14 protein-coding genes are annotated in these 12,208 nt (G+C 41.3%); 4 read left to right on the forward strand and 10 right to left on the reverse strand.

Going from position 1 to position 12,208, the window contains the following annotated elements; translation table 11 throughout:
* Positions 1 to 251 precede the first annotated feature (251 nt).
* Genes FWE37_07115 through FWE37_07125 form a run of 3 tightly spaced genes read left to right on the forward strand, consistent with a single transcriptional unit; the run spans position 252 to position 2,207 of the window.
* Positions 252 to 848 (forward strand): GGDEF domain-containing protein, encoded by a 597-nt coding sequence (locus FWE37_07115; GenBank protein ID MCL2520750.1) that lies wholly within the window; start codon positions 252 to 254, stop codon positions 846 to 848.
* A gap of 12 nt (positions 849 to 860) precedes the next feature.
* Positions 861 to 1,358, forward strand: a complete 498-nt coding sequence (locus FWE37_07120; GenBank protein ID MCL2520751.1) for a chemotaxis protein CheW — start codon at positions 861 to 863, stop codon at positions 1,356 to 1,358.
* A 9-nt stretch (positions 1,359 to 1,367) separates the two neighbouring features.
* Positions 1,368 to 2,207, forward strand: coding sequence for an NAD(+)/NADH kinase (locus FWE37_07125; protein ID MCL2520752.1), 840 nt, complete (start codon positions 1,368 to 1,370; stop codon positions 2,205 to 2,207).
* A gap of 1 nt (position 2,208) precedes the next feature.
* Here FWE37_07125 and FWE37_07130 read toward each other — a convergent pair whose 3' ends face one another.
* The 9 genes from FWE37_07130 to cysK all read right to left on the reverse strand — a co-directional run bounded on the left by FWE37_07130 (position 2,209) and on the right by cysK (position 11,037).
* Positions 2,209 to 3,855, reverse strand: a complete 1,647-nt coding sequence (locus FWE37_07130; GenBank protein MCL2520753.1) for a DUF5312 domain-containing protein — start codon at positions 3,853 to 3,855, stop codon at positions 2,209 to 2,211.
* 218 nt (positions 3,856 to 4,073) lie between these two features.
* Positions 4,074 to 6,197, reverse strand: coding sequence for a polyribonucleotide nucleotidyltransferase (gene pnp, locus FWE37_07135; protein ID MCL2520754.1), 2,124 nt, complete (start codon positions 6,195 to 6,197; stop codon positions 4,074 to 4,076).
* 167 nt (positions 6,198 to 6,364) lie between these two features.
* Entirely contained in the window at positions 6,365 to 6,640 is a 276-nt protein-coding gene (locus tag FWE37_07140; protein ID MCL2520755.1) for a hypothetical protein, read from the reverse strand.
* A gap of 45 nt (positions 6,641 to 6,685) precedes the next feature.
* Complete coding sequence (rpsO, locus tag FWE37_07145) at positions 6,686 to 6,955, reverse strand: 30S ribosomal protein S15 (protein ID MCL2520756.1); 270 nt, start codon at positions 6,953 to 6,955, stop codon at positions 6,686 to 6,688.
* Positions 6,956 to 6,972: 17 nt separating this feature from the next.
* Positions 6,973 to 7,683, reverse strand: a complete 711-nt coding sequence (locus FWE37_07150) for a hypothetical protein (GenBank protein MCL2520757.1) — start codon at positions 7,681 to 7,683, stop codon at positions 6,973 to 6,975.
* Positions 7,684 to 7,755: 72 nt separating this feature from the next.
* Positions 7,756 to 8,724 carry a tRNA pseudouridine(55) synthase TruB gene (gene truB, locus FWE37_07155; protein ID MCL2520758.1) on the reverse strand — a complete coding sequence of 323 codons (969 nt, stop codon included), beginning with the start codon at positions 8,722 to 8,724 and terminating at the stop codon, positions 7,756 to 7,758.
* Complete coding sequence (rbfA, locus tag FWE37_07160; protein MCL2520759.1) at positions 8,717 to 9,106, reverse strand: 30S ribosome-binding factor RbfA; 390 nt, start codon at positions 9,104 to 9,106, stop codon at positions 8,717 to 8,719. The genes truB and rbfA overlap by 8 nt, the downstream gene beginning before the upstream one ends.
* A gap of 82 nt (positions 9,107 to 9,188) precedes the next feature.
* A complete protein-coding gene (locus FWE37_07165; GenBank protein ID MCL2520760.1) occupies positions 9,189 to 10,088 on the reverse strand; it encodes a serine acetyltransferase in 900 nt (299 codons plus the stop codon).
* 13 nt (positions 10,089 to 10,101) lie between these two features.
* A complete protein-coding gene (cysK, locus tag FWE37_07170; protein MCL2520761.1) occupies positions 10,102 to 11,037 on the reverse strand; it encodes a cysteine synthase A in 936 nt (311 codons plus the stop codon).
* A 143-nt stretch (positions 11,038 to 11,180) separates the two neighbouring features.
* Between cysK and FWE37_07175 the strand changes: the two genes are divergently transcribed.
* A complete protein-coding gene (locus FWE37_07175) occupies positions 11,181 to 11,327 on the forward strand; it encodes a hypothetical protein (protein ID MCL2520762.1) in 147 nt (48 codons plus the stop codon).
* A 12-nt stretch (positions 11,328 to 11,339) separates the two neighbouring features.
* On the opposite strand, the gene FWE37_07180 is transcribed toward FWE37_07175, so the two are convergent.
* Positions 11,340 to 12,208: alpha/beta hydrolase-fold protein (locus FWE37_07180; protein MCL2520763.1), on the reverse strand; the 869-nt coding region annotated here is incomplete at its 5' end.

Here is a 12,208-nt window from a genome sequence, read left to right on the forward strand (position 1 = left end):
AGTAAATAAAATTAAAAGGTGAAAGTCATCTTTCATCTTCCGTTTATCAATTACGGTGGCCTATTTCTTCACTTGAGAAAATATTTTGGAAAATTTTTAAAATTCTTTTGGTAAGGTAAAAAGGTTAGGCTAATCAGCCATTTGTGAGTGTTCAATATTTTTATCTTCTCTGTCGCCAGAGCAATCCAGATAAATATTTAGTACTTGTAAGTAGCTAGACACTAAGGGCTAATTAATGCTATACTAGTAATATGTTAATTGTCATCAGCCTCTTCATTAGCTCATTATTGTTAATTTTTTTAATAAAGCTTTATATGCGTAATAAACAGCTAAAAAAATTGTTTGAAGAAAGTAGCCACTTTTTTGCCACGCGCGACCAATTAACCGGCCTTTACAATCGCCTATTTTTTGATGAATATTATTTAGCCGAAGTAAATCGGGTGCTTAATTTTATAAATAATAATCCTAACGAAGAAGAAAGACAATTTTTTGCCGTTTCTTTACTAGAGATAGCTAACTTGGCGACTATAAACCGGCAATTTGGCCGGGCAACCGGCGACAAAGTTTTAAAGCAACTTGCCGATAATTTAAATAAGCTTACCTTTAGCCGCGATATTGTCAGCCGTTATGCCGGCGGCAAATTTGCTATTATTTTTATAAATACTAACCAAAGCCAAGAGGTAAAGCAAAAACTGGAGCAAATTAAAGCTAAACTGCTGGCTATTAATAATATTGATGGCCGGCCGCTAACTTTACAGCTTAAGCTAGGTAGTGCCTTTTTTGAAGAAGACTTTATTGCCGATGATAATTTTTCGCTGCTAGCGGCCTGCGAAGCCCAAATTAAATAATAAGGAAAAAATATGCGCTCTAATACCAAACAAGTTGTTAAAGCAAACGATTCCTACCAATTAGTAACCTTTCAGTTAGGGGGCGAAAATTATGGCATTAACATTATGGACGTTAAAGAAATACACTCGATACAACCTGTCCGCCCGTTGCCGCACGCCCCTAAATATGTAGAGGGTATCTTTAATTTGCGGGGTGAAGTTATTCCCATTATCAATTTGCATAACCGTTTTTCCTTAAAGAAAATAGAAATTGATGAAGAAGATGACGATATGCTATCGGGTTTTGTGGTACTTAATATTAACAAAGTTAAGGTTGGTATTATGATAGACCGTGTGCTAAGAGTGGTAACCATAGCTAAAGAGCTGGTACAGCCGCCGCCGCAGGTTATTAGTGGTATTGGCAACGAGTTTGTCTCCGGCGTAGTAAAACAAGAAGACGGCAGCTACCTTACCATTTTAAGTACCCGCCACCTCTTTGACGTGAACGAGCTGCAACGGCTCACCCGCTAGGATTACATTATGCTAGGCCCTATTTTATTAATGGCAAACCCCACTAAAGATAAAGCAGCTTCGCTTTTGCCAAACATAATCAATTTTTTAACCAAACACAACATTACTTACGAGCAACATGATGGCAGCCCGATAACCAAAAGTTATCCCTTAGCAATAACTTTAGGCGGTGATGGTACGGTCATTCGCGGCGGACGCTTACTTTATGGTTTAAATACCCCTATTTTAGCCATTAATGTTGGCACACTTGGTTTTTTATCTTATTTTAAGGCCGGCGAATGGCAGCAGGCACTGGCTATGCTGCTTAACGATGACCTTATTTATACCAACCGCACACTGCTTAACATTAAAATAAAACGTCATAACGAAATTGTTTACAGCGATATTGCCATTAACGAAGCCGTCGTAACCTGTTACGAGCACCTACGTATGGTAAATATTAACTTAACCATTAACAACGAAAACTTAGGCACCATCAAAGCCGATGGCCTGATAGCAGCCACCGCCACCGGCAGTACGGCCTACTCGCTCTCTTGCGGCGGGCCTATTATGCCGCCGGAGGCGCGCTCACTTATTTTAGTGCCAATTAGTCCCTTTTCGTTAGCTATGCGGCCTTTAGTCGTCCCGCAAAGCGATGAAATTGTTTTTAATATTAAAGATTACCAACGGGCCAAATTGGTGCTTATTTTAGATGGCCACGCCGAATTTCCTTTAAAAGAGCACGATAAAGTTATTATTACCGCCGATGAGCAAACTTTAAAGTTATACGGCCCTAACAATTTACAATTTTACCAGCTATTACGGCAAAAATTAGGCTGGAAAGGCCTGCCGGAAGGTATAGCTAACTAAGCTAAAAAGCTAAACTTTCGCCGGCTACTTCCCGTTCAAGGTTAGCCATACGCTCTTCTAAATCTTTCATATCGCTTAAAGCGGCCGTTAGAGCGGCGCATTGGTTATAAATGTCATTAAGTTCGGTGCTAAAGTTAACTTTTTGTAAATCTAATTCGCCTAAATTACTAATACCGCCAAATTTGCCGCCAACAATATTACTTTTAACGATACCCTCAAAGATTAAAGTTAAAATACGCATCGCATCGATAGCATTTTGCACAATGGTAGCCGCCAAACGATTAGCCGTAACGGCAGCATCTTGTTGTTTAGCTTCGCCCTCTTTATCGTTAATCCCTCTGTTGAGGATAAGAGCCAAATCACCTTCCATTATGCTGGCGGCAAAGTTATTTAAATCGATATGTACTTTAGCCAGCATATCTATAACCTCGAGAAGAGCGGCTTTATTATCTTTTTTAAAAAAGTTAGCATTTTCTAGCAACGGTTTAATGGCAGCAGTTTGATAATAATCGTAAATTTTCGTAAAAAAACTATTTACTAAGGCTAGCGAACATTGCTGGATAGCATGCAGAGGTTCGGGCCAGCCCTGCTGGCTGTAATAAGGCAATAACGGGAATTTTTCTTCGTTTAATAGAATAGTAATTAAAGTTACTTGTTCATTATATTTACGTTCAAAGATAAAAAATTTAACGGCTTTATCGGCCCGGTTAGTCCAAAATTTTTGATACAAATTTGCCCAGTCTTCCCCACCGGAGAGTAAATCGGGCTTATAAAAATAATCTTGCTCTAACACTTTAATAGCTTTAGTTAAAGGAAATTTATTAAATTTTTTAATAACCTCTAGCGCATAAATAGCTTTTTTTAAATCGCCCTCTAATTTAGCTACTATTAAATCGTCCGCTACGCCATTACATTTATAACTAAATAAAAAAAGCAGTTCCAGTAACCTAGCTGAAGGAGGGTTTTGAAACGAATACAAAATGGCGTTAAGTTTTTTTAAAGGTTTATCCATAATTTGATAAGAAACGCTTTTATCTTTAGAAAACAACGCTAAAGCTTTATCAAAATTAAAAGCAGTTAGCCTCTCAAGGTGAGCTAAACTGCGTGTACGGCCGCTAATAGCGGAGCGGCTTTCGGCAATTATTTCGCGTATAAGCTCGCTACAATTACTTTTAATCGTTGTTCGTAAGGTGTAACTATCGTAATCGGGCTGGCTGGCCGCTATACTGTAGGGATTAGTGGCATCTATCAGCTGCTGTTGTAAATTTGGGCTTTCATCACCGCCTAAAAAAGCATAAAACTCTTGACGGTTTTCGCTTAACGCATTATCTAATGGTTTTTTAAATATAGCAATACTATTAGCTAGCTCTTCAAAGTTATTATAAAAAGGGGCTAAATAACGTTTATTTTCAAAGTTAATAAAACCGCTAAAACTACTTTTAATTTCTTTGCTATTTTTGTTTAAAAGATGGCCTTTCAATACGTCGTCATATTTATCGCGGTTAAAAAAACTTAATAAAAAGATTTTTAAACGCTCCCACAACGATAAAGCCGCTTTTTCACTAATTAAATCACCGGTTTCATTATTTTCTTTACTTATTAGGGCGCTTTCATCATAGTTAATGCCGGCTCGCAATTTATCGAGCATCTTTAAACGTTCTTCATCAGATAAAGCGGCAGTTAATTGGTCAAAGACATTAATTTTTATTACCCTCTAAACAAAGCTATAACTTACTTGTTTATATCGGCAATATAAAACTGAAAGCTGAAAGTTGAAAACTAAAAAAATTATAACATTTATTAAAATATATGTTAACTTTAAGCTTATTAGACAACAATTTTCACCTTTCAGTTTTTATTTTTCAGTTATCTAGGCGATCTTCCACTGCGTGCAGCCGGTGGCCCGGCTTTCCAATCAGCCTTATCGGCATCGGTAATACTTAATTTAGCGCGCCCCATTTTATCTATCTCAATCAGCCTTACCCTAACCTCTTGCCCTTCTTGCAAATAATCGCGTACATTCTCTACCCGCACACTGGCAATATTACTAATATGGCAAAGCGCCTCTTTACCCGGTAAATACTCAATAAAAGCGCCAAAATCGGTAATGGTTTTTACTACACCGTTATAGATGGTGCCAATCTCGGGCTCGGCCACCATACCTAAAATAGCGGCTTTAGCCAACTCGATACCTTCGTAATTGCGGGCCGAAACGGTAATCATGCCGTTGTCGGCAATATCAATTTTAGCCCCGCTTTTTTCGGCAATGGCTTTAATATTTTTACCGCCGGGCCCAATCACCGCCCCAATTTTATCAACATCAATTTTAAAGTTATCGATACGCGGCGCCCAAATACTTACCTCAGCGGCCGGCTGGTTTAAACAAGCGTTCATAATACCCAAAATGTGGATACGTCCCTCGTGCGCCTGCGCTAGGGCCTGCTTCATAATATCTAGGGTGATACCGCTGCATTTTATATCCATCTGAAAGGCGGTAATACCTTTTAGACTGCCGGCAACTTTAAAATCCATATCCCCTAAGTGGTCTTCTTGCCCTAAAATATCTGAAAGCACAGCATAACGTTCGCCCTCTTTAATTAAACCCATAGCAATACCGGCTACGCTAGCCTTGATAGGCACACCGGCATTTAACAGCGATAAACTGGCCGAACATATCGTAGCTTGGCTTGATGACCCGTTGGACTCTAGCACCTCGCTTACCACCCGAAGCGTGTAAGGAAAATCGGTGTAGTTAGGCAAAATAGGCTCAACGGCACGCTGAGCAAGATGACCATGTCCAATCTCACGCCTACCGGTAGCTAAACGGCCGGTTTCGCCCACACTATAAGGCGGAAAGTTGTAATGCAACATAAAACGTTCACGGCGGTCGCCGTCAATATCGTCCATAATCTGCTCATCAAAGGTGGTGCCTAAAGTGGTTACCCCCAAACTTTGGGTTTCGCCGCGTGTAAAAAGAGCGCTGCCGTGAGTACGCTGCAACAAGCCAACCTCACAGTTAATGGCCCTAATATCGTTAGTTTTACGCATATCAATACGTAAATTTTTATCTAAAATAGTTTGCCTTACAATATCACGCTCTATCTCTTCAAACAATTCATTAAGCTTTTTAGTTTGTTCTTCGTCATAATCTGCCGCAAACTGGGTAACAACCTCGTTATACACCTTGTTAATCGCTTCGCGCCTAGCTTGTTTGCCTTGTACGTAAGCGGCCTCCGCCAACAAAGGAGCGGCCATTGCCTTAATAGCTGCTTCGGCATCTAACTTACTTTTAGCAGGCGGTAAAGGTAATTTTTCTTTGCCAAAATCTTCGCCAAACTTTTTAATAAAAGCAAGCAGCTCTTTAAGTTTTTCATCGGCTTTAGCAATAGCGCCCAACATTAAATCTTCGCTTACTTCGTGGGCGCCGCCCTCCACCATACAGATACCGTCCATGCTGGCAGCCACCACAATATCCAGCTCGGCCTTTTCAATTTGCTCAAAGGTAGGATTAATTACATATTCACCATTAAGATACGCCACACGTACCGCCGCCACCGTACCGTTAAAAGGAATATCACTGATAGCTACAGCGGCAAAAGCGGCCAGCATACCGATGGTATCGGGCGGGTTTACTTGGTCGGCGCTTACCGTAGTGGGCACTACCTGAATTTCGCGGCCAAACTCTTTGTAAAAAAGCGGGCGCATGGGTCTATCTATTAAGCGGCTTACCAAAATTTCTTTATCTTTTGGTCTAGCTTCACGCTTTAAAAAACCTCCCGGTATTTTACCGGCGGCATAATATTTTTCGTTATACTCCACCGAAAGCGGCACGTAATCCATCGGCTCGCCTTCGCTAGCGCTGCAGCAAACGGTAGCAAATACCGACACTCCTGCATATTTAGCCAGTACAGCCCCATTGGCCTGTCTAGCCATCTTACCTGTTTCTAAAACGAGCTCGTGCTCGCCTAACATTATCTTTGCACTATTCATTTATATCTTTTCCTGCATCTTTATTATTGCTTTTTTTAATCAAAGGGCAGCCCTCAATACGACTACCCCGCCCTCACAGACACCCATACAATCAAAACTTACGGTTTTGTGCCGGCGAAAAGGACTTAAAGAAAAAGCCCTTTATATAAGGGCTAATTTTTCCTTTTTTACTTTAAACTTTTCTCTAAGGCTACAGCCGCTTCTTTATTAATACGGCGGTAATTACCAATTAAATTATTTAAATTACGTTTAGCTAAGGCCAGCCTATTAGCCGATGTTTTATCTTTTTTAGCGGCCAGCTCTTTAACCTTAGCGGTTACTACGGCTATCTGCACGGCAAGGCTGCCGTCTTTTTCGCCGCTGCCATACTTAGCGGCCAACTTTGCACTTTGCTCCTTACGAGCAGCTATGTTTTTTTTATAGGCTTTTTCTTTAGTTGCCATTTTATCTCTCCATTCACTTAATTATTAGTTCTTAATTTTTAAAAGCTATTTTCTTAAGCCAAGCTCTTCAATAAGTTTACGGTAACCATCAAGGTCGCGCCTTTTTAAATAATTAAGCAGCGAACGGCGGCTACCCACTAGTTTTAACAACCCGCGTCTACCGGCGTGGTCTTTTTTATGCACTTTAAAATGCTCGTTTAAATCGTTAATACGTTTAGTTAAAAGAGCCACCTGCACTTTAGTTCCGCCGGTATCTTTAGCGCTTACGCCATGTTTACTAACAATTTGCTCTTTAACATCTTTGCTTAAAGCCATTATATTTTACTCCCTTTTCAATAGAAAACAATTTCATCTGTTTTATTAGTTATATACAAATTTTTATCTTTTAGCAATACCCTGCCCTGTTCACTGCTATAACAACCGGCGGGCGGTACCACCTGCTTAACATTATTTAAATTATAGACCACTTCTCCATCTTTATGGCAATTAGGCAAACCCGTTAAACTAAGGCTATAAGACTTACCGCCCAATAACTGCTTAGCTAAATTAAAATGCCCTTGCAATACAAGCTGCCTAATATGGCTGCTGCTTACTTGCTGCCCTTTAAGCTGCGTTAAAGGCATAACCAAATAATTACTGCTCCTGTTTGCAGCCCAAACCGTAATTTCGGCCCGGCCCCATTCGCGCTTATACCCTAACCTAAAGCCCTCACCGGTAATTAAGGTAGTAAAAGGCAGCTGGCAGTATAAAGCTGTTAAAAACTGCTCACCACTCATTTTACTGATATTAGCAGAAAAGTCAATGGTTAGCAGGGCTTTTAACCCCAGCTCTTTAAAAATTTGTAACCTTTGCTCTTCGCTGCGCAGGTACCCTTTAAAGTTTGCCCCAAATATTTCTGCCGGTAACACCCTAAAGTAAGCTACAGCATCAGCCTGATTTAAAATAGAACGATGGCCCAAATGCACAGCATCAAAACCGCCTAAAGCTAGCTTAAGCGGCCGACCTTGCCAAACGTTCCCATCTTGCCACTGAAATATTTGCATAAATTAAGAATTAAGAAATAATAATTAAGAACTAAAAATACTCCTTTTTAATTCTTAATTTTTAATTTTTAATTATTCCCCTGTTTTCACAAAATAATAACGCCACCCATCTTGTTCTTTATAAGCAGCGGCTAAAAAATTACCGGCATTATCAAAAAGCAGCACATCTTTTAACGGTAACCAGCCCATTAAGTTATTTAATTTTTTACTTAACACCCAATCCTCTTTAAAGATGTTGCCGCATTTAACAGCTTTAACAAATTCATCTTTTATAACCAAATTAACTACCGGTAGGTAATTAATTAACTGGCTTGGCATTTTAATAGCATTTAAAGTAAGCTGATTAGCTTTAACGGCATCTTCAAGACCAAAATAACCGCCTTCGTCAAAGTTATAATCAGCGGTATAATTGCCTATTTTGGTACGTTTTAAAGCACAACAGTAAGCCGCACTGCCGCAGGCAAGGCCAATATCACGCGCTAAACTGCGTATGTAAGTACCTTTGCTGCAAATAACTTGCAAAGTAGCTTCCTCTACCACAGCAGCATTAAATTGTATGTTTTCATTAAATTTTAAGTGATGAATATCGCTACGGTAAATGGTAATACCACGCGGTTTTAATTCGGGCTCTTCCCCCGCTAACACTCGCTCGTAAGCGCGTTTACCATCTACATGTATCGCCGAATACGCCGGCGGCACCTGCTGTTGCCGGCCTGTAAATTGATTAACAACTTTTGTTAAAGGTTGCTCCAAAGGTAATGGAGCCGTAGCTATCACCTCTCCCTCCGGGTCGAGGGTAGCGGTTTGCCGGCCAAAAGTAATGGTTGCCCAATACTCTTTATCTAGCCCGCTAAATAATTGGTTAAGCCGTGTAAAACTGCCCACCAACACAATCATTAGCCCTTCGGCAAATTTATCCAGCGTACCGCAATGGCCAACTTTTACTCCTTTGCCTAACAATTTTTTGATAGGACGTAAGGCCTCAAAGCTGGTTACACCGGGCTCTTTATGTAATAAAATAAAGCCATCAATTTTACTCATCAGCCGGCTCTTCGGCAGCTGCGTCATCGGTTATCTCAGCGACTACCTCTTTAATACGCTCACCCAGGAAAAAACCTTCGCGCAGGCTATCGTCAACAAAAAAGATGGGCTTAGGAGTGTTGCGGCTCTTTAAAGTTTTGCCTAAAGCCACTCTAATAAAACCACCGGCACTATTTAAGCCCTCTGCCGCTAATTTAACGCTGGCACGGCTTTTGTAGCTGCTTATATATACTTTAACCAAGCTGCTATCTTTGGCTAATTTAACTCTGGTAATATCTATATCACGCCCTACACGATGGTCTTTTATGACATCGCTTACAATCATAGCGGCTATTTTTTCTAAAATTACGGCCTCTAGCTGTAATTGTCGTATCTCGGTCATAACTTATTATAGAGAGCTTAGTGGCGCTTGTCAACTAAATACAGCCCATTATTGTTAAGATAATTTAAAAGACCACAAGCGGCTAAAAATTGCTCCAAGCGGTAGCGCCATCGCCTTTATATTGAAGCTCGGGATTACGCACCCGTACAACGGTATTATTGGGCACCGATTTAGCAATAAAAGCATTACCGCCTATCACCGCATTTTCGCCTATCACCGTCTCGCCGCCCAAAATGGTGGCTCCGGCATAGATGGTAGCGTTATCTTTAATGGTGGGGTGGCGCTTAATATTTTTAAGCTTTTGCCCCTCTTTGGTAGAAAGCGCTCCCAGCGTAACCCCCTGATAAATTTTAACATGGTTACCGATGTGGGCTGTAGCCCCAATCACCGTGCCACTGCCATGGTCGATAAAAAAATGCCGGCCAATAGTAGCCGCCGGGTGAATATCGATAGCGGTAAGGCTGTGGGCATATTCGGCCATAATGCGGGGAATTAAAGGCACGCCTAAATTATAAAAACGGTTAGCTATACGATAAACCATAGTAGCATAAAGGCCGGGATAAGCCAAAATAATTTCGACCCGGCTTTCGGCTGCTGGGTCGCCATTAAAGGCCGCTTCTATATCGGTGGCTAACTCTTCTTTAATTTGCGGGATAGCCGCCATAAAATTTGCCGTAATGCCTTGCGCTAGAGCCAAAATTTCTTTATCGGTATGGTTATTTACTTTAGGATTATAAGGATAAGCTAAAGCAATTTGAGTAACTAAATTACTTGATAGCTGCCAAAGCAGTGTCCGCAACCGTTCACCGGCAGGCAAAGTTAAAGAAAAATTTTCCTCAAAAAAATCAAAAAATAAAATAAGCCGCAGCTTATCGATAAGGCCGATAATCTCGGCCCGGCTGGGGTAATTACGGCAATCGCTCTCGCAACTATTAAGGCTTTTAACGGCTTGCTCGATGGTTTCTGCAATTTTATTGTTCATTTAAAACACCTTTTTATTCGTCATTAAACAGCGGAGTGGAGAGGTAACGCTCACCACCATCGGGAAAGACCACCACGATGCTTTTACCGGCATTCTCGGCACGCTCCGCCACCTGTGTGGCCGCATACAACGCCGCCCCCGAAGATATACCGGCCAAAATACCCTCTGTTTGCACCAAACTGCGGCAAGTACGTATAGCATTTACGCTGCTTACCTTAATAATCTCGTTGTAAATATGGGTGTTAAGGATAGCAGGTACAAAACCGGCCCCTATACCCTGAATTTTATGCGGGCCGGGTTTACCGCCCGACAATACCGGCGAATCCTCCGGCTCTACGGCAATAATTTGTATGTTAGGGTTTTGTTCCTTAAGGTAACCGCCCACACCGGTAATAGTACCACCGGTACCCACACCGGCCACAAAAATGTCGATTTTACCTTCTGTAGCCGCCCAAATTTCGGGGCCGGTATTATTAATGTGGGTTTTGGGGTTATTAGGGTTATCAAATTGACGCGGCATAAAGGCATCCGGTGTTTCTCGGGCCAGCTCTTCAGCCTTTTCGATAGCTCCCCGCATACCTTTAGCCCCCTCAGTTAGCACCAGCTCAGCTCCATAAGCCGCCATCAATTTACGTCTTTCTATACTAAAGGTTTCGGGCATGGTTAAAATTAAACGGTAGCCCCTAGCGGCAGCTATCAAAGCCAGCCCAATACCGGTATTACCGCTGGTAGGCTCGATAATTACAGAGCCCGGCTTTAGCAGGCCGCTCTTTTCGGCCCCGTCTAACATCGAAAGAGCGATACGATCTTTTACGCTGCCAGCCGGGTTAAAGTGCTCTAGCTTAGCGCTAAGCAGTACATTTAAGTTATGGGCTTTAGCATATTGCCTTACATAAACCATAGGGGTTTTGCCCACTAATTCGGTTATATTATTTACTATTTTTTGCATAATGTTTATATATTAATATAAACTATTATGTTAAAAATGTCAATCAAGCGATGATGATGGAGAGCAGTCAAAGGAAACCTAAAATTCGGTTAAACCTAACTATTTTAAGTAAAGCGTAGCTTTCCCCACCCGAAAGTTAAGTTATGAAAAATATTTATGGCCAAACTTTAGAAGATTGTTACTTTGCCGGCTTGCTGGATAATTACCTAGCACAAAGCTTTACCAACGATGATGAGCCGCTAAACGAAGAAAGCGCCACCCTATTGCCTTTAGATGAAGAAGAAGTTTAAACCATTAATAACCTAATTAAACAGTTCATTGGTTAGCAGCAGGCGCAGCGCCTCTTGCCATACCCGCCAAGTGTGGCCGCCATCTAAAGTTACCACTTGTAAATTAGCGTTTTGCTCTCTTAAAAAATCGATTAAATTTTGGGTAGCGTTATCGGTAATGCCATCGCGGTTACCATAAAAAATATCGAATTGCAAACGCTGGTTTTGCTGCAAATAAAGCGGGTACAGAGTTAAAAAACTTAAATCTTGCCAAAGTTGGGCGTTAAACGGGCTGCCAAAAGCCCCTCTGTTAAAAATGTTATTAATAACCATATTGTGCCTAAAATTAGCACGGTAACTGCGTGGGTTAGACCATTCCTCGCCCGGCAGCGGCACATAAACCGCCGGCGAAAATAATACTACCCGGCTAAAGAGCTGAGGGTTAGTTAAACCATGCAATAAAGCCCCGCTGCCGCCCATACTAATACCGCCAATTAGGCGGTTATTACGGTTAGCTAAAATACGGTACTCGGCCTCGATATGCGGGATTAAATCTTCGGTAAAAGCCGTCGCTAAGGGACCGTAACGCCGGCTATCTACCCACCAGCTATACCTAAAACCATTGGGAAAAACCATAATAAAAGGCTGTACTCGGCCACCGGTAATGGCCTCTGTAATAATACGGTCAAAACGGTTCGCAGCGAAAGTGCGGTTATTATTATACATACCATGCATAAAATAAATAACCGGGTAACGTTCATCGCCCTGCTCATAATTTGGCGGCAAATAAATAGAGTATTCCCAATTACCATTAAGCTGCCGGCTAAAAAAGCTCACATTATTAATAGTAGCTAATACGATGGCCGGCCGGCTAGCAAAAATAATAAATAAAAAAAAGACTA

The sequence above is a fragment of the Spirochaetaceae bacterium genome (assembly GCA_009784515.1).
In the GTDB taxonomy this organism is placed as follows: domain Bacteria; phylum Spirochaetota; class Spirochaetia; order WRBN01; family WRBN01; genus WRBN01.